The organism is Saccharospirillum mangrovi, assembly GCF_003367315.1.
Classification (GTDB): Bacteria; Pseudomonadota; Gammaproteobacteria; order Pseudomonadales; family Natronospirillaceae; genus Saccharospirillum; species Saccharospirillum mangrovi.
The window spans coordinates 964,488-981,099 of sequence record NZ_CP031415.1 but is presented as its reverse complement, the minus strand read 5'-3'; the positions used below and the strand labels follow the sequence as shown (position 1 = coordinate 981,099).

Annotated in this window: 18 protein-coding genes; 11 read left to right on the top strand and 7 right to left on the bottom strand. The window is 59.0% G+C overall.

Translation table 11 applies throughout. The features are described 5' to 3' along the window. Positions 1–19: 19 nt before the first annotated feature. Positions 20–892 carry a 16S rRNA (cytidine(1402)-2'-O)-methyltransferase gene (gene rsmI, locus DW349_RS04650; protein WP_108126025.1) on the bottom strand — a complete coding sequence of 291 codons (873 nt, stop codon included), beginning with the start codon at positions 890–892 and terminating at the stop codon, positions 20–22. A gap of 101 nt (positions 893–993) precedes the next feature. Here rsmI and DW349_RS04645 point away from each other — a divergent pair, with 101 nt between their 5' ends. The 5 genes from DW349_RS04645 to DW349_RS04625 all read left to right on the top strand — a co-directional run bounded on the left by DW349_RS04645 (position 994) and on the right by DW349_RS04625 (position 5,343). Beyond that, on the top strand, positions 994–2,802 hold the full coding sequence (locus tag DW349_RS04645) for a penicillin-binding protein activator (protein ID WP_157954371.1): 1,809 nt from the start codon (positions 994–996) through the stop codon (positions 2,800–2,802). Then, positions 2,802–3,158: a YraN family protein gene (locus tag DW349_RS04640; protein ID WP_108126027.1), complete on the top strand. Its 357-nt coding sequence runs from the start codon at positions 2,802–2,804 to the stop codon at positions 3,156–3,158. The genes DW349_RS04645 and DW349_RS04640 overlap by 1 nt, the downstream gene beginning before the upstream one ends. Further along, positions 3,155–3,748 (top strand): D-sedoheptulose-7-phosphate isomerase, encoded by a 594-nt coding sequence (locus DW349_RS04635; protein WP_108126028.1) that lies wholly within the window; start codon positions 3,155–3,157, stop codon positions 3,746–3,748. The genes DW349_RS04640 and DW349_RS04635 overlap by 4 nt, the downstream gene beginning before the upstream one ends. Continuing rightward, positions 3,748–4,341 carry a BON domain-containing protein gene (locus DW349_RS04630; RefSeq protein ID WP_108126029.1) on the top strand — a complete coding sequence of 198 codons (594 nt, stop codon included), beginning with the start codon at positions 3,748–3,750 and terminating at the stop codon, positions 4,339–4,341. The genes DW349_RS04635 and DW349_RS04630 overlap by 1 nt, the downstream gene beginning before the upstream one ends. A 102-nt stretch (positions 4,342–4,443) precedes the next feature. Next, the gene (locus DW349_RS04625) at positions 4,444–5,343 is read left to right on the top strand and encodes a universal stress protein (protein ID WP_162824614.1); all 900 of its coding nucleotides are present in this window, start codon (positions 4,444–4,446) and stop codon (positions 5,341–5,343) included. Positions 5,344–5,412: 69 nt separating this feature from the next. Here DW349_RS04625 and DW349_RS04620 read toward each other — a convergent pair whose 3' ends face one another. Beyond that, positions 5,413–6,378, bottom strand: a complete 966-nt coding sequence (locus DW349_RS04620; RefSeq protein ID WP_108126031.1) for a MotB family protein — start codon at positions 6,376–6,378, stop codon at positions 5,413–5,415. Positions 6,379–6,399: 21 nt separating this feature from the next. Continuing rightward, positions 6,400–7,152, bottom strand: a complete 753-nt coding sequence (gene pomA / locus DW349_RS04615; RefSeq protein ID WP_108126032.1) for a flagellar motor protein PomA — start codon at positions 7,150–7,152, stop codon at positions 6,400–6,402. A gap of 198 nt (positions 7,153–7,350) precedes the next feature. Here pomA and DW349_RS04610 point away from each other — a divergent pair, with 198 nt between their 5' ends. The 6 genes from DW349_RS04610 to DW349_RS04585 all read left to right on the top strand — a co-directional run bounded on the left by DW349_RS04610 (position 7,351) and on the right by DW349_RS04585 (position 12,470). Next, complete coding sequence (locus DW349_RS04610) at positions 7,351–7,584, top strand: exodeoxyribonuclease VII small subunit (protein ID WP_108126033.1); 234 nt, start codon at positions 7,351–7,353, stop codon at positions 7,582–7,584. A gap of 5 nt (positions 7,585–7,589) precedes the next feature. Continuing rightward, entirely contained in the window at positions 7,590–8,474 is an 885-nt protein-coding gene (locus DW349_RS04605; RefSeq protein WP_232819337.1) for a polyprenyl synthetase family protein, read from the top strand. A 170-nt stretch (positions 8,475–8,644) separates the two neighbouring features. Next, a complete protein-coding gene (gene dxs / locus DW349_RS04600; RefSeq protein ID WP_108126034.1) occupies positions 8,645–10,528 on the top strand; it encodes a 1-deoxy-D-xylulose-5-phosphate synthase in 1,884 nt (627 codons plus the stop codon). 33 nt (positions 10,529–10,561) lie between these two features. After that, positions 10,562–10,948, top strand: coding sequence for an MmcQ/YjbR family DNA-binding protein (locus tag DW349_RS04595; RefSeq protein WP_108126035.1), 387 nt, complete (start codon positions 10,562–10,564; stop codon positions 10,946–10,948). Continuing rightward, positions 10,945–11,601 (top strand): glutathione S-transferase family protein, encoded by a 657-nt coding sequence (locus tag DW349_RS04590; RefSeq protein WP_232819338.1) that lies wholly within the window; start codon positions 10,945–10,947, stop codon positions 11,599–11,601. The genes DW349_RS04595 and DW349_RS04590 overlap by 4 nt, the downstream gene beginning before the upstream one ends. 41 nt (positions 11,602–11,642) lie before the next feature. Further along, positions 11,643–12,470 carry a phytanoyl-CoA dioxygenase family protein gene (locus DW349_RS04585; RefSeq protein WP_108126036.1) on the top strand — a complete coding sequence of 276 codons (828 nt, stop codon included), beginning with the start codon at positions 11,643–11,645 and terminating at the stop codon, positions 12,468–12,470. A gap of 15 nt (positions 12,471–12,485) precedes the next feature. On the opposite strand, the gene DW349_RS04580 is transcribed toward DW349_RS04585, so the two are convergent. The 4 genes from DW349_RS04580 to DW349_RS04565 all read right to left on the bottom strand — a co-directional run bounded on the left by DW349_RS04580 (position 12,486) and on the right by DW349_RS04565 (position 16,337). Beyond that, positions 12,486–12,923 (bottom strand): nucleoside deaminase, encoded by a 438-nt coding sequence (locus DW349_RS04580; RefSeq protein WP_108126037.1) that lies wholly within the window; start codon positions 12,921–12,923, stop codon positions 12,486–12,488. A gap of 66 nt (positions 12,924–12,989) precedes the next feature. Beyond that, positions 12,990–14,450 carry an ATP-binding protein gene (locus tag DW349_RS04575; protein ID WP_162824613.1) on the bottom strand — a complete coding sequence of 487 codons (1,461 nt, stop codon included), beginning with the start codon at positions 14,448–14,450 and terminating at the stop codon, positions 12,990–12,992. Beyond that, positions 14,437–15,162 (bottom strand): response regulator, encoded by a 726-nt coding sequence (locus DW349_RS04570; RefSeq protein ID WP_108126039.1) that lies wholly within the window; start codon positions 15,160–15,162, stop codon positions 14,437–14,439. The genes DW349_RS04575 and DW349_RS04570 overlap by 14 nt, the downstream gene beginning before the upstream one ends. Further along, positions 15,162–16,337, bottom strand: coding sequence for an ABC transporter substrate-binding protein (locus tag DW349_RS04565; protein WP_157954372.1), 1,176 nt, complete (start codon positions 16,335–16,337; stop codon positions 15,162–15,164). Before DW349_RS04565 ends, DW349_RS04570 begins: the two co-directional genes overlap by 1 nt. Between the last annotated feature and the right edge of the window lie 275 nt (positions 16,338–16,612).

The following is a 16,612-nucleotide window of genomic DNA, read 5'->3' as shown; positions in this document are numbered from 1 at the left end:
CAGGGAATTGGCAAGTGTTTTAGCGATCAGCCGACGAACCGCCCAAAGCGACGATGCGCTCGTACCAGTCTTTCTTGCGACCCCCAATCAATTCCACCAGAGTTGCAGCGGCTTGCTTTGGCGGCATCAATGGCGCCAGAACTGCCATTAATTGATCGCCATCCAGTTGCGTCTGGCTCGGTTGATCGGCGCTATTAGCACCGCCAATCATCAACACAAACTCACCTTTGCGCTGGTCGGCATCCTGAGCGACAAGTTCCCGAACCTCAGCGGCTGTTCCACGCAAGACCGTTTCAAATTGTTTGGTCAGTTCGCGTGCTAATACCAGAGGTCGATCCGCACCCATGACGTCAACCAAGTCATCCAGGCAACGCTCAATACGATGGCTGCTTTCGTACAACACCAGCGTGCGTGTTTCATTCACCAGTTGTTGCAGGCGTTGCTGACGCTGGCCGGTTTTGGCCGGCAAAAAACCTTCGAAGACCCAACGGTCGGTTGGCAAACCCGCCACACTTAAAGCCGCGGTGACAGCACTGACGCCGGGCACCGGCCGGACATCAAATCCCGCTTGCGTAACCGCACGCACCAGCGGAAAACCCGGATCGGAAATCAGCGGCGTTCCGGCGTCGCTGATTAAGGCCACGCGCTGGCCTTGTTCGAGTAAAGAAAGAATAAAGTCGATACGCTCGCGCTCGTTGTGTTCGTGCACCGAAACCAGTTTCGGGCGCGCGCCCAAGTGCTCCAACAGGCGCTTGCTGTGACGCGTGTCTTCGCAACAACAGACGTCCACTTCGGTCAGTATTTGCGCGGCGCGGCGAGTGATGTCATCGAGATGACCGATGGGCGTTGCTACCACATAAAGCGCAGCGGGCAACGAAGAGTCGGTGGTCATGGAAGGCCTGTCGGTTGAGTGGCGGTGCGGTTTTCAAGCGCGCCGCCTTCTGGAGTAGAATGCTGCGCATTATTGTAACCGTCTTTAGGTGGAAGTTGACAATGCCCCTGCGCCCCAGCGCCCGGCTGCTTGCCTGGCTGTTCGTCGTCCTGTTGGCCGGTTGTGCCAGTCAGGGTTCCAGGCCGACCGGAGTGGACGGTTCGCTGACCGAATTGACCGTTCCGCAAAGCGTTGCCGAACGTCTCGATCTGACCCGCCAACTGTTGAACGAAGACCGCACCGAAGAAGCCGAAATCGCGCTCAGCGGTTTGCAGTTCGATCAACTCACCATCGCCGAACAAACCGACTACGCCGAACTACGCGCCGAATTGGCACTGCAACGCGGCGACGGCCAGGAAGCGTTGAACTGGCTGGTTGGCAATACCGCCTATTTGTTCGACGGCTTACCGATGCAACGACAAATCGATTTGCGTCTGAAGCGCGCCGAAGCCTATGCGCTGGTCGGTGAATACCTGGCCGCCGCCCGCGAACGCATTTTCCTGGCACCGCAACTGGACGCCGAACTGGCACAGAGCAACCGCGACAATATCTGGTCGGCACTGCAACGTGCGCCGGAAGACCAGATGCGCGCCTTAATTGAAGCCGAATCCAGCCCGGACCTTACCGGTTGGCTGGAGCTGGCGTTGATCAGCCGCGAAAGCGCCGACGACGTTCGCCAGCAATTGCTCGCCATCAACAGCTGGATTAACAGCCATCGCAACCACCCGGCAGCACGCGACCTGCCTGGCGATCTGGTATTGCTGCGTGAACTGGCCAACCGCCAACCGCAGAACATTGCCGTGCTGGTACCGCTGTCCGGCCCGCTGGAAAAAGCCGGCCGCGCCATTCGCAGCGGCTTGTTGGCCGCCTGGTATGACGCCCGTGCCAACGGACGTGACGCTCCGGCCATCACCTTTTTCGATACCGCTCTGAATGACGACGTCTACAACGTCTATAAACAGGCGGTGTTTGAAGGCGCCGATCTGGTCATCGGTCCGCTCGACAAAAACCGCGTCCAACGACTGCAAAGCCAGGCTGCCTTAACCGTGCCAGTGCTGGCATTGAACTACGGCGACGAGCGCCTGCCCGCACCGGAGAATTTCTACCAATTCGGTCTGGCACCGGAAGACGAAGCCATGCAGGTGGCCGATCAGGCCTGGCAGGAAGGCCATCGCCGCGCCATGGTGCTGGCGCCCAATACCGATTGGGGCCGCAAAGTCAGCGATGCCTTCGTACAGCGCTGGGAACGCCAGGGCGGCAGCATCACCAGCAAATCGCTGTTCACCCAGCCGGACCAATATCTCTACACCGTCAAGCGCGCGCTCAACATCGACGACAGTGAAACCCGCGAGCGCAACCTGCGTCGCTTTACCGAGCGCGAGCTGGTGTTTGAGCCACGTCGTCGGGAAGACGTCGACTTCATTTTTATGGTCGCCTTCCCGCCACAGGCGCGACAGCTCAAACCGATTCTGAATTATCAGTACGCCACCGCCATTCCGGTGATGGGCACCTCGCATTTGTATGGCGGTACGCTCAACCGTGAACGCGACGAAGACCTCGATGGCGTCCAGTTCGTAGAAATGCCGTGGAAGCTGCACCATTCAGCGCTCGAAAGCAGCATTGATCAGGCTTTCAACGAAGAGTTCAGCGGATACGAAACGCTGGTGGCACTGGGCGTGGATGCCTATCACCTGCACCCGCGTCTGGTGCAGTTGCAGCGCTTCCCGACCGCCCGACTGTACGGTGAAACCGGCACCCTGCGTCTGGACGATGGTCGCCGTATTCACCGCGAACTGACCTGGGCCACCATGACCAACGGCGTTGCCCGCGCCAGTGAAGGCCCGTTACCGTCGAGCGCACCGCGCCCCTGATGGCCTGGCGACCGAGCGCCGGTACAGACGCCGAAGACCGGGCCGAGCAATGGTGTCGTCAGCAAGGCTGGCGCACCCTGGCGCGCAATTATCGCGTCACTCAGGGTGAACTGGATTTGATTTGTGACGACGGCAATGCCCTGGTGTTTATTGAAGTGCGGCAACGTAGCAACCCGAATTACGGCGGTGCAGCCGCCTCGGTCACCGTCGCCAAACAACGCAAACTGATTGCCGCCGCCCAGCGTTATTTGCAGGACAACCCGCGGCAGGCGCGCCGGCCAAGCCGATTCGACGTCATCACACTCGACGCCAACGGCCAACTGGATTGGATCAAAGGAGCTTTTACCGCCGGATGAACGCGGACAACATCATTTACGAACAAATCGGCCAGAGTCTGGAAAGCTTCCAACTGGCAGCCGAGCAACTCGACGACCTGTTGCATCACGGCGCCGAATTGCTGACTCAGGCGTTGCTGAACGACGGCAAAATTCTGGTGTGTGGCATGGGCAGCTCCGCCGCCAACGGCCAGGGCTTCGTCGCCCGCATGCTCAGTCGCTTCGAGCGCGAACGCCCGGGCCTGCCAGCACTGGCGCTGTCGGCTGACGGCCTGTTGCTCACCGGCATCAGCCACGACACCAACCCCAACGACATTTATTCCCGTCAGTTGCGAACGCTCGGCCACGAAAACGATGTGCTGTTAACGCTGTCGGCGACCGGCAATGCACCGCCGGTGATCCGGGCGATTCAAGCCGCGCACGAAATGGGCATGAGAGTGGTCGCCCTGACCGGCGGCAGTGGCGGCGACATCGCCGCGCTACTGGAAGACAACGACGTAGAATTACGCGTCGCCGCCGACAAAAGCGGCCTGATCCAACTCACCCATCACTTACTGTTGAACTGCCTCGGCGAATTGATCGAGCACCAACTGTTTGGAAGCGAACTCTGATGAAAGCCTCACTGCCAACACTCGCCCTGACACTCAGCCTGACTCTGGGCTTGACCGGCTGCGCCTCCATCCTCGGCGGCGTCTCCGGCGATGAACCGATCACACCCAATCCACAAGGTCGTTCGATGGGCGAAGTCATCGACGACAAGAGCCTCGCCACCCGGCTGGAAGTGAACCTCAATAAGGCGTCACCGGGGCTGCAAGAGGGTCGTATTCAGGTGTACGCCAACGCCGGCATTATTTTGTTGGTCGGCCAGGTCGCCAGCGATGCGCTGGTGCGTCAGGCATCGGAAGTGGCCCGGCACGACCCGGCAGTCAAGGCGGTACACAATCACCTCTCTGTCGGACAGCCGCTCTCCGCCGGCGTGCGCGCCAACGACAGCTGGCTGGCGGTTAAAGTGCGCTCGCGCATGTTCACCCGCGACAACTTCCCGTCCTCACACGTGGAAGTCATCGTCGAGGCGGGCGTGGTTTATCTGATGGGCCGGGTCAACGAGCAAACGTCTCAGCAGGCGGCGCAGATAGCCACCGAAGTGAACGGCGTGCAACGCGTTGTAACGGTCTTTTCGCGACCGGCCAGCGCCAATCCCTGATCGAAATCAGGACAAGCGGATCGCAACAGGCTAACCTGAACTCAGGAGACAATGGATCGGCGCGGGATGCGCCTGCCGGCCACGACGAAGGGGGTGCCCATCATGTTCGCGAACCAGCATATCGTTGTCCTGATTGACCCAGCCGAAGACAGTGCACTGGCCGTACAAAAGGCCAGTCGACTCGCCAAACTCGAAAACGCCCGCTTGACGCTCTTCGCTTGCGGCTACAACGCCACTCTGGCGTCCAATCATCCGCTTGATCCCGAATCCGCCGAGCGGGCAAAAAAAGCCTACATGCACCGCCTGCTCGATGGCCTTGAAACCGTCGCCGACATCGCCCGGGGCGAAGGCGTCGAGGTCAAGACCGAAGGCGTTTGGGACAAACACGCCGGTGCCGCGCTGCTGCAATTTCTGGAACAGCATCCGTGCGACATGGTGGTCAAAGCGACGCATCACCAGAACGTCATCCAACGCACCTTTTTCAGCCAGACCGACTGGGAATTGATTCGCCACTGCTCGCTGCCGTTGCTGTTGACCAAAGCCAACGCCTGGAACGAACCGATGCGGGTAACCGCTGCGGTCGATCCGGTACAGGCCAACGACAAACCCGATTCGCTGGACGAACACATCGTACGTTGGGGCAAAGATTTCGCATCGCGGCTGCACGGCGAATTGCAATTACTGCACGTCTACGACCCGACGCCGTTGCTGATCTATCTCGACCAGCCGACCATCGACAGCGCCGACATCAGCGAAGACATCCGCGACCAACACGATGCCGCACTGAAAGCGCTGGCAGCCCAACACCAGATCGCCGAAACCAACACCGTGCTGGAAACCGGCTCAACGCTGTCGGTCATTCCCGATCATCTGCATCAGGCCAACATCGATCTGGTGATCATGGGCGCAGTACCGCGTTCCGGGCTGGAGCGCTGGCTGCTCGGCCACACCGCCGAGAAAATTCTCGACCGCATCACCGTGGATATTCTGATCGTCAAATAGCGTTTTTTTCAGACAAAAAAATGGCCCCTTATCGGGCCATTTTTTATGACTTAGGCGAAACCGTGCGCGCTAGAAAATCTCTTCCGGTTCCAAGCCAAACAGCGATGGCTCACCAAAATCAACGCCTTCCCCTTGCTCGTCCGGCGGCACAATCTGGCCTTCGTAATCCGGATTATCGCGCGACACAATAATTTCCACACGGCGGTTTTGCGCACGTCCCTCTTCGGTGTCGTTACTCGCCAAAGGTTCCGTACTGCCGTGCCCGACAATCTGGAATCGCTCCTCCGGCATTTCCGGTGCTTCCCACAAATACTCACCCACCGACAACGCCCGCGCCGCACTGAGCAACCAATTATTGCGGAACTGAGCCGAGCGAATCGGAATGTTATCGGTGTGGCCTTCAATGGAAATACTGCCCGGCACCGTCACCAACAATTCGCGCACCCGGTCGAGAATGGGCAGGAACCGATCAGCCACGTAATCGGTGCCTTCACCAAACGACTGCTCTTTCACGCGGATAATAATGGTCTGATTGACCGTCTCAATTTCCAGCAGCCCCTCGGCAATCACATCCGACAGCGCATTGGCCATCGCCTCGGCCTGCTGTTGCACTTCTTCGTTGATCGAATCCAGCGGCACAACAATGCGCCGCGTCAATTCACCCCGATCACCCTGCGCCTCTTCCTGTGCGGTCATGGTGTCCTGGCACAGCACTTCCAGCGAATCGCGCAATTCATCGACGGTGTTCTGGCGCACCACATTCAGCGGTGTCGGCTCCGGGCGACCGGGGCTGAATTCGCGCGCGATGATGCTGGTGCCTTTGGGAATGTAATCGGCCAGCACTTCAGACTGGATACCGAAAGCGTTGCGCAGCGAACCCGCCAGACGCTTGAACTTCAAAGCGTCCAATTCCGAGAACGACAGCAACAACACAAAAAAGCACATCAACAGTGCCATCAAATCTGAGAAGGTGGCCATCCAGGCGGCTAGGCCAGGCTCACATTCGGGGCAATCGTCTTCGACTTCTTCGCTCATGACGTCTCCGCTAGCGCTGCCTTAATCGGCGCCACGCTTGGTGGCCGGCAGATAGCTCTTCAACATGGACTCAATAATACGAGGGTTCTGGCCGCCCTGAATCGAGATCAGGCCATCAATGACCATGCGCTGGATGCGTTCTTCTTCTTCAGCGCGCAACTTGAGTTTGTCTTTGATCGGCAACGCGAAGGCGGTTGCCATGTAGGATCCATACAGCGTTGTCAGCAGTGCCACCGCCATGGCCGGGCCGATGGATTTGGGGTCATCCATATTCGCCAACATGGCAACCAGGCCAATCAGCGTACCGATCATCCCCATCGCAGGCGCCACATCGCCAATATAAGAAAAGAAATAACCACCGGCCAAATGACGTTCCTTGGTCATTTTCATATCGCGAGACAACAACTGGCGCACCACATCGGGATCGTGACCGTCGACCAATAACTGAATGCCTTTTGCCAGAAACTCGTTGCTGGTTTCGCGACCTTCTAACGACAGCAAACCGCCCTTACGAGCGGCATCGGCCAGTTCGACGATTTCGTCGATCAGATCTTCCGGCTGCACAATCTTGAACGAAAACGCCTTGCCGATAATGCCGCCGACGCTGAGAAACTTGTCCAGCGTCAGCTTCGACATCGCCACGAAAATGGAGCCGACCACCACGATCAGAATGGACGGTACGTTAACGTACATTCCCACGCTGCCGTTCAGCAGCATCGACATGGCGACCATGGCAAAGGCGCCAAACATGCCGATAATAGAAGCTAAATCCACAGTGAACCCTTCCCCAACAATCCGGTTTCCAAACCCGACTTGATATTCTAGCAGCAGTTCCCCGTCGCTCGCTGTCTTTACGCGGCGTCATATCGCGGTCTGGCCAGAGTAATCAGAGTATCGGCCGCACCCTGCAATAGTTGATTCCTTTTGCCGGCGCCGTTACCGTTGCGCCGAATCTGCACGCAGGAAAATCCAATGACCGACACCAAAGAAACCGATTTTGAAAGCCAGATGCAAGCCCTGGAACAATTGGTCGAACGCCTTGAGTCGGGTGAACTGTCATTGGACGACGCCATGAAAACCTTCGAGCAGGGCATTCGCTTAACGCGCGACTGCCAAGCGGCGCTCGACACCGCCGAACAAAAAGTTCAGGTTCTGCTGGGCGAAGCTGGCGCTGAACGACTTGAGCCGCTTGACGACGAAGATTGAACCCAGTGTCCAACCCCTTAGACGATTTTCTGCACGCCAGTCGCACCCGCCTGGAAGCTCACCTGGCGACCCTGCTCGCCGACACCACCGCCCCTCGCCTCACCGACGCCATGCGCTATTCAATGCTCGGCGGCGGCAAACGGTTGCGTCCGCTGTTGGTTCACGCCACCGCTTTGAGTTTGGGCGACACCAGCGAGCGCTGGCTGGCACCGGCGGCGGCCGTCGAAATGATCCATGCCTACAGTCTGATTCACGACGACTTACCGGCCATGGACGACGACGATTTACGCCGCGGCCGCCCCACCAATCACCGCGCCTTCGATGAAGCCACCGCCATTCTCGCCGGCGATGCGTTGCAAAGCCTGGCTTTCGAACACCTCAGCCAGGCCACCGACCTCGCGGTCGAAACCCGACTGAGCATGGTGCATAGACTGGCACAAGGCAGTGGCCGCCAAGGCATGGTTGGCGGCCAGATGCAGGATTTGCTTGCCGAAGGCCAGACGCTGCAACCGACCGAACTTGCCAACATTCACCGGCTGAAAACCGGCGCGTTGATCGAAACCGCCATCGCCTTCGGCGCGCTCTGCGCCCAGGCCAACGCCGCCACTCAAGACAGCCTGCAACGCTACGGCGCCGCTCTGGGCCTGGCGTTTCAAATTACCGACGACATTCTTGATGTCACCAGCGACACCGCCACGCTGGGCAAACCCCAAGGCAGCGACGCCGCACGCGGCAAATCGACCTACGTCAGCTTGCTGGGTCTGGACGGCGCCCGCGAACACGCCGCCGAGCAAACGGCTGAGGCATGTCGCGCACTGGAAGAACTCAACCTGCCGGACGATGCCCCCCTGCCCTGGCTCGCCGACTGGCTGCTCGGCCGCAATCACTGACGCCGATCAGGCTGCGACGCATTGCCGCTGGGGTCGCCGCTGGCTTTCCGGTAAACTGTGCGCCGCCATCGACAGGGTGGTTTTCACCGGGCCGGCCAAGGCATTAGGCTGGTTTCGATCTTCACAGTACGGACAGCCCGACAGGGCTACGGCAGGACCAGACCGCATTCATGAAGGTATTTACCCGCATCCCGCAACAACGGCCCACCACGCCACTGCTCGACCGCATTGATCTGCCTGCCGATCTGCGTCAACTGAGCCCGGCCGAATTGCCCAAACTCGCCGATGAACTGCGCGAATTTCTGCTCTACAGCGTCGGTCAGACCGGCGGCCATTTCGGCGCCGGCCTCGGCGTTGTTGAACTGACCATCGCACTGCACTACGTCTATAACACCCCGGTCGAAAAACTGGTCTGGGACGTCGGCCACCAGGCCTACCCACACAAAATTCTCACCGGTCGCCGCGAGCGCATGCACAGCATTCGTCAAGCCGGCGGCCTGGCCGCCTTTCCCAAGCGCGAGGAAAGCGACTACGACACCTTCGGCGTCGGTCACTCCAGTACATCCATTTCCGCCGCACTCGGCATGGCGATCACCGACCGTTTGCTCGGCGAAGGCCGCCAGACGGTTGCCGTTATCGGAGACGGTGCCCTCACCGCCGGCCTCGCCTTCGAAGCCTTGAACCACGCCGGTCACGATGGCGCCAACCTGCTGGTCATTCTGAACGACAACGACATGTCGATTTCCGAAAACGTCGGCGCCTTATCCACCGCCTTCGCGCGTGTCTTTGCCTCCAAAACCTATTCGCACCTGCGCGAGAATTCGAAAAAAGTGCTGCAGAATTTACCGCCGGTTCTGGAGTTTGCCCGGCGCGCCGAAGAACACGTTAAAGGCATGATGTCGCCGGCCACTTTGTTCGAAGAAATGGGCTTCAATTACGTCGGCCCGGTTGATGGACACGACGTCGTCGGCCTGGCGCAAACGCTGCGTAATTTACGCACCTTTAAAGGCCCGCAATTTCTGCACGTCGCCACGCAAAAAGGCAAAGGTTTCACACCGGCGGAAAACGAACCGATCAAGTACCACGCCATCACCAAACTGGAAAAATCCGACGCCGGACATGCCGCCACCAGCGCGCCAACAGGCACCAAATATTCGGCCGTGTTTGGACAGTGGCTGTGCGACATGGCGCAGGCCGATGAAAAACTGATCGGCATCACCCCCGCTATGCGCGAAGGCTCAGACCTGGTGCAGTTTTCTGAACGTTTTCCCAAACGCTACATCGATGTCGCCATTGCCGAACAACACGCAGTGGCTTTGGCCGCTGGCCTCGCCTGCGATGGCGCCAAGCCGGTGGTCGCAATTTACTCGACCTTTTTGCAACGCGCCTACGACCAGTTAATTCACGACGTCGCCATTCAAAACCTCGACGTCCTGTTCGCCATCGACCGCGCCGGTTTAGTCGGCGAAGACGGCCCGACACACGCCGGCAGTTTCGATTTAAGCTTCCTGCGTTGCGTACCCAATCTGGTCATCATGGCGCCGAAAGACGAAGCCGAATGCCGGCGCATGCTGACCACCGGTTATCGCCATCCGGGTCCGGCGGCGGTGCGTTATCCGCGCGGCACCGGGCCGGGCGCTGCTATCGACAACAACCTCGACGACCTGCCGATTGGTAAAGCCGAAGTACTGCGCGAGGGCAAAGACATCGCCATTCTCGCCTTCGGCAGTCTGGTCACACCGGCGCAACAAGTTGCCGACGCGCTGAACGCCACTCTGATCAACATGCGCTTTATCAAACCGCTCGATCGCGAGCGTGTGCTGGCCGTTGCCGCCAGTCACAGCCGATTGGTCACAGTGGAAGAAAACGCCATCATGGGCGGTGCCGGTTCGGCGGTCAGCGAATGTCTGAACGACGCTGGCCTGAGCGTCGAGCTGTTGCAATTGGGCTTGCCGGATCGTTTTATCGAACACGCCAAACCCACAGAAATGCTACGCGAAGCCGGCCTGGACGCCGCTGGTATTCAGGCTGCAATAGAGCAACGCTGGAGGTAACACCTCGACGCGCCCGCGCAAAACGGAGGTTGCATGAACAACGAAGTCGAAGTCTGGCGCGAACGACTCAGCGCCAAACCCGGTTGCACCGAAGAGACGCCCTTCGGCCCGCAGGCGTTGGTGTATAAAGTCGCCGGAAAAATGTTCGCGCTGCTGATGATTGATCGCACACCGCTGGGCATGAATCTCAAATGCGACCCGCAACAGGCGCTGATCATTCGCGACACCTTCAGTGCCGTCACGCCCGGCTACCACATGAATAAAAAACACTGGAATACGATCGATCTCGAGGCCGGTCTGGACATTGAACTGGTGCAAAGCTGGATCGACGATTCCTATGAACTGGTCAAACAAACACTGCCCAAAGCAGTCCAAGCCCGCCTCGTTCATCAAGGAGAATCAGAAGGAGAGTCATCATGAACGATTTGACGCTGGTCATCGGCAACAAAAATTATTCATCCTGGTCGCTGCGCCCCTGGTTGCTGCTCAAACAATTCAAAGTGCGTTTCAAGGAAGTGCGCATTCCGTTGTACGAAGCACGCACGTCGGCATTGATGGCGCAATACTCACCCAGCGGAAAAGTGCCGGTACTCGATATGGGCGGCCTCACGGTCTGCGATTCGCTCGCCATTGCTGAAACCGTGAACGAGCGTTTTCTTGACGGTCAGGGCTGGCCCGGTAATCCGAATTTGCGTGCGCTCGGTCGCGCGGCCGTAGCCGAAATGCACTCCGGGTTTTTCGCGCTTCGCAACGCCATGCCGATGAATTGCCGCCGTCGGGTCAGCGGTTTTAAACCGGATGCCGCCACGCAAAAAGACATCGACCGGGTGTGTGAATTATTGGGTGATTTATTGCAGCGCTCCGAAGGGCCATTTCTGCTCGGAAAATTCTCCATCGCCGATGCATTTTACGCCCCGGTGGCAAGTCGATTCACAACCTATGGCATCGCCGTGCCGCAGGAAATCAGCCAATGGATGGGCGAACTGAACCGGCTCAAAGCCATGCAAGAATGGCTCAGTGCCGCTCAGGAAGAAGCCGAAACCATCGCCGAATCGGAAATCGCCGACGCCTGATTAACCGAGGCGTTGTCACGCCTTCATACGCGAGAACAACCATGCTCAGTGCCGAACAACGCCAACACTTCGATCGCGACGGCTACGTGCTGTTGCCGCAACAACTCAGCGCCGCCGATCGTGCTGCGTTGATTGATCGCGCTTATGAATTAATTGAGAGCGCCGAAATCGATCCGAACGTGCGCTTTTCCACCGTCGACCGCGAACATCTGAACAACGATTTCTTTCTCGGTTCGGCGGAAAAAGTGCGCTGCTTTTTTGAAGAAAAAGCCTTCAACGACGCCGGCGAACTGGCCCAGCCTCGAGCACAGAGCATCAATAAAATCGGCCATGCCTTGCACGATCTGGACGAGGTGTATCGCGAAGTGGCGCAACGTTCTGTGTTTGGTGACATCGCGCGCGATCTGGGCCAGCAACAGCCCAGCCTGTATCAGACCATGGTGATTTTTAAACAGCCGCGCATCGGTGGCGAAGTGGTCTGGCATCAGGACGCCAGTTTCTTCTATACCGAACCGAGCAGCGTGCTGACGTATTGGTTTGCACTGGAAGATGCGACGCTGGAAAACGGTTGCCTGTGGCTCGACCCTGGCGGCCAGACCGGCCCGCTGCGCGAACGCTATCACTGCGATGGCAAAGAGATGTGGATGGTGCCGCTCGACGCAACGCCCTGGCCCACCGACAGCGGCACGCCGATGCCGGTTAAGGCCGGCGATCTGCTGGTGTTTCACGGCCACTTGCCGCATTACAGTGCAGCCAATCGCTCGGCGCGTTCGCGCCTGGCACTGACCTTTCACGTCGTCGATGGCGCACTGCCTTACGCGCCAGAAAACTGGTTGCAACGGCCGACGCTCGGTCCGTTTTTAATGTGATGAATGGGGCATCGGCTACTCGCCGATGTCCTCGTTCCACAAGGTCGGTTCGGCTTCAATAAAGCCTTCCATCATCGCAATGCAATCGGCGTTCTGCACCACCTCAATCTGGACGCCACGCTCGCGCAACAAGCCTTCCTCGCCCATAAAGGTGTGGTTTTCACCGATCACGACTTTGGGAATGCCGTACAGCAAGATGGCGCCAGTACACATCGGGCACGGCGATAAGGTGGTGTACAACACACAGTCGCGATACACCGAAGCGGGCAAACGACCGGCGTTTTCCAGCGCATCCATTTCACCGTGCAACACCGTACTGCCGTGTTGCACGCGCCGGTTATGACCGCGCCCGATGATGCGCCCTTCGTGCACCAGCACCGAGCCAATGGGAATACCGCCTTCGTCCAGACCGAGTCGCGCTTCGTCAATTGCCGCCTGTAAAAATGCATCCATCTGCTAGTCCTCTTTGACGGTTACTGTTCCAGTTGCACGTTCAACCAGCATAGCCCGTGCCAGCCGTCACAGGCGACGCACTGCATAAATCAGCGGCAGACGTACCCGCACCGACAAGCCGCCGGATGGATGATTCGCCAGCAATAAATCGCCGCCGTGGGCGTGCACGATGCTTTGCGCAATGCCCAGACCCAACCCCATGCCGCCGGCGTTGCGGGCACGGCCGTGGTCGAGTCGACTGTAGGGTTTGAACAGCTTGGAGAGATCGCTGTCTGGCAAGCCGGGGCCGTGATCGCGAATGCGGATTTCCACGCTGTCGCCAACCACCGCCAGACTCACCTCGGCGCGGTCGCCATACTGAATGGCGTTGTCGATCAGGTTGGCGAGGCTGCGTTTCAGCGCCAGCGGTTTGCCGACGTAATCAACCGCATCAGACACCGTGACCGACACCGACTGCGCCGCCACCCGGCGCTCGTCGGCAATCTTCAACAGTAAGGCACCGAGATCGACCGGGCGCGGGTCTTCGTGAATATCGGTGTCGCGCACCGTTTGCAGCGCGCCCTTGACCATCATTTCCAGCTCTTCCAAGTCTTCGTCGAGCGAGGCGCGCAGGCTGTCGTCGTCGATCAATTCCGCTTGAATGCGCAAGCGGGTGATGGGTGTGCGCAAGTCGTGCGAGATGGCGGCGAACAAACGTTCGCGATCGTCCAGATACCGCTGAATGCGCAGCTTCATCGCCTCAAACGCTTCGGCGGTGGCGTCCAGTTCGCGCATGCCCGAGGCCGAGACCGGCGGCTCTTCCACGCCCCGGCCAAAGGCATCGGCGGCTTCGGCCAGTCGGCGCAGCGGTCGGGTTTGCCAGCGCACGAACAGAAAACACAGCACGCCGACCACGAACAAGGTCGCGCCCAGCGACCACCACCGTTCCGGCGCCAGACCGCGATCACGATCGAGAATGTACGGATCGGGCATCAGCGTCGCCAGATACAACCAATGGCCATTATCGAGCGGTACCTGGGCGACAACGATGGGCGCCGGATCGGGTTCCAGAACCAGACTTTGGCGAATCCAGCGCACCGGCATTTCGGTCAGCGGAATGCGCTCGTCGTACAACCGAACCGCCGACGGCATCGCCAGCGCCAGTTGCACCGGCTGATCAATTTCGGCTTTGAGTTGCGTCTGAATGGCGCCGAGCAGCGGCGCCCGCCACGGATCGTTCACTTCCGGCTCAATCGGCAAGCGCGTCTGATTAACGCTGATGAACAAACGGCTGCCGCCGACTTCGCGTTGCTGCTCAATCACAATCGGCCGCACGTTATCCGGCAGCGCCTGAAAATAACGAATGGTCGATGCCAGCGACACCGCCATGTATTGAGCGTTTTCGTTGATGCGCGCGCGGCTGTCGCTGCGCACCTGGCTGGCCCAAATCAAACTGGTGCTGAGCTGCGCCAAACTGATGCCGGTCAACATCACCAGCAACAAACGGGCAAACAGCGATTTCGGCAGCCAGGCTTTAATCGGGCGCATGCAGCCGTTCCACATCGGCGGTGAACACATAGCCCTGACCGCGCACGGTTTTGATCAGTTGCGACGAATCGCTGCCCGACAACCGCGTGCGCAAACGACTGATCTGCACATCCAGATAACGATCCAGCGGACCCAGATCACGCCCGCGTGTCGACTTCATCAAATAGGAGCGCGACAACACATCGCCGGCGTGATCGAGGAACAATTTCAGCAACTGAAAATCGGCGCCACTGATGCTTTCCGGCTGGCCGCCCTGCAACGTCAGCGTGCGTTCCAGACCATCGAGCACATGGCCGCGAAACCGATAGTAACGACCGCCATCGTCGGCGCTGTGTTGCATCGGCTCATAACGACGATGAATGGCCTTAATGCGCGCCAGTAATTCGCGCGGACTGAACGGCTTGGCGATGTAATCGTCCGCACCCATTTCCAGGCCAACGACGCGGTCGGTTTCCTCGGCATTGGCGGTCAGCATGATGATTGGTACGTCCGACACCGCCCGCACTTTCTGGCAGACGCTGAAACCATCCTGGCCGGGCAACATGATGTCGAGCACCACCAATGAAATATCCGGCGTTTGTCGGAACAACGTCAGAAAGGATTCGCCATCGGCAGCGACATCGACCTGGTAATTGTTTTTCTCCAGATAGGTTTTCAGCAATTCGCGGATTTTGTAGTCGTCATCGACCACGACCAGACGTTTGGCTTTCATCACTTCAAGGCTCTTAACGATTGCGCCAATTGCGCAGTGGCGGTTTCGGGGCTGACGCTGTCGTCGATAAAAAAGCGGTGCACAATTTCAAACACCGCGTCTTCGGTTTCCGGCGAGGTGGCCATCGAATGCGCCATCGACGGCGCCAATCGATGTTCGTCCGCCGCCTGATTAAACACATGATGCGAGGCGCGCGAACAATCGTCGAAACCCGCCATCGTCAAATCGCGCCGCACCGGAATCGTGCCCTTGGCGAGACTGAATTCGCGCTGCACCGACGGCGCCAACAGCGTTTCAATAAACGGCTGGGCGGAAATCGGATTGGGGTTGTCTTTGAACTGCACGAAGGTGTCGATGCTGTACAGATGCTGCTCGTTAGTGCCAGGCACGGCCAGGCACAAATAATCTTCGCCGGCTTTCAGGCCCCAGGCAGTGAATGCCCCTTTCACCCAGTCGCCCATGATCTGCGCCGCCGCATCGCCGTCGGCCACCATGCGACTGGCGTCCTGCCAACTGCGGTTGATCATGCCCGGATCCATCAGCGACTTCAGTTCGCGCAAGCGTTCAAAAGTCGCAACGACGCGAATGTCTTCCAGCACCGCCGGGTCCTGCTCAACAAAATAACGCCGATAAAATTCCGGCCCGGCTTCGCTCAGCAACAGCACTTCAAACAAGGTCGCGTTCTGCCAGGGTTGGTTGCCGTGCGCCAGCGGCACAATGCCGGCGGCGCGCAACCTTGGCGCGGCGCGCATCAACTGGCTCCAGGTAGTTGGCAGCGGCAAATCGAGTTGTTCGAACACCTTGGGGTTCAGCCACATCCAATTGATGCGATGAATCGACAGCGGTACCGCTACTACCTGACCATCGACCCGAATTAAATCGTCCACCACCGGATAAAACAGACCGTCCGCCGCCAGCGCCGGGTTCGACAGCGGCTGCAAGAAACCCAATCCCGACCAGTATTGAATGTTCGGCCCGATGATTTGCGCCGCGCCCGGCGGCGAACCGTTGATGACGCGCGCCTTCAACACCGCCATGGCCGAATCGCCGCCACCGCCGGGCACCGGATAGTCCTGCCAGTTTAAACCGCGTTCGGCCAAACCTTGCTTCAGCACATCAGCCGCTTCAACCTCTCCGGCCGAAGTCCACCAGTGCAACACTTCCAAGGTCGGCATGTCCGCCGAGACGGCATACGGCAGCCAGCAGGCCCAGAGAAGACAGCAGCACAGGGAACGAAGAATGGCGGGTTTCATCAGACGGACATCACAGCGTTTTCGCCATCCTAACCCAGCAAAACCCTTCAAAGTATTACTAAATCTTAGCGCTGTCTTACCGTCAGTAACCGCTGTCTTGCGGGCAAGTTTGCGCAACGTCCCAGGGTGTCGTTTACGCCGGTTCGAGGCGGCGAGACATCGCCGTTCAGGCTCTCTTTCGGCCACCTTTCAACCGG

Coding starts and splice junctions, on each gene's coding strand:
- rsmI (WP_108126025.1), bottom strand. CDS start 892: ATGACCACCGACTCTTCGTTGCCCGCTGCGCTTTATGTGGTAGCAACG.
- DW349_RS04645 (WP_157954371.1), top strand. CDS start 994: ATGCCCCTGCGCCCCAGCGCCCGGCTGCTTGCCTGGCTGTTCGTCGTC.
- DW349_RS04640 (WP_108126027.1), top strand. CDS start 2,802: ATGGCCTGGCGACCGAGCGCCGGTACAGACGCCGAAGACCGGGCCGAG.
- DW349_RS04635 (WP_108126028.1), top strand. CDS start 3,155: ATGAACGCGGACAACATCATTTACGAACAAATCGGCCAGAGTCTGGAA.
- DW349_RS04630 (WP_108126029.1), top strand. CDS start 3,748: ATGAAAGCCTCACTGCCAACACTCGCCCTGACACTCAGCCTGACTCTG.
- DW349_RS04625 (WP_162824614.1), top strand. CDS start 4,444: ATGTTCGCGAACCAGCATATCGTTGTCCTGATTGACCCAGCCGAAGAC.
- DW349_RS04620 (WP_108126031.1), bottom strand. CDS start 6,378: ATGAGCGAAGAAGTCGAAGACGATTGCCCCGAATGTGAGCCTGGCCTA.
- DW349_RS04610 (WP_108126033.1), top strand. CDS start 7,351: ATGACCGACACCAAAGAAACCGATTTTGAAAGCCAGATGCAAGCCCTG.
- dxs (WP_108126034.1), top strand. CDS start 8,645: ATGAAGGTATTTACCCGCATCCCGCAACAACGGCCCACCACGCCACTG.
- DW349_RS04595 (WP_108126035.1), top strand. CDS start 10,562: ATGAACAACGAAGTCGAAGTCTGGCGCGAACGACTCAGCGCCAAACCC.
- DW349_RS04590 (WP_232819338.1), top strand. CDS start 10,945: ATGAACGATTTGACGCTGGTCATCGGCAACAAAAATTATTCATCCTGG.
- DW349_RS04585 (WP_108126036.1), top strand. CDS start 11,643: ATGCTCAGTGCCGAACAACGCCAACACTTCGATCGCGACGGCTACGTG.
- DW349_RS04580 (WP_108126037.1), bottom strand. CDS start 12,923: ATGGATGCATTTTTACAGGCGGCAATTGACGAAGCGCGACTCGGTCTG.
- DW349_RS04575 (WP_162824613.1), bottom strand. CDS start 14,450: ATGCGCCCGATTAAAGCCTGGCTGCCGAAATCGCTGTTTGCCCGTTTG.
- DW349_RS04570 (WP_108126039.1), bottom strand. CDS start 15,162: ATGAAAGCCAAACGTCTGGTCGTGGTCGATGACGACTACAAAATCCGC.
- DW349_RS04565 (WP_157954372.1), bottom strand. CDS start 16,337: ATGCCGACCTTGGAAGTGTTGCACTGGTGGACTTCGGCCGGAGAGGTT.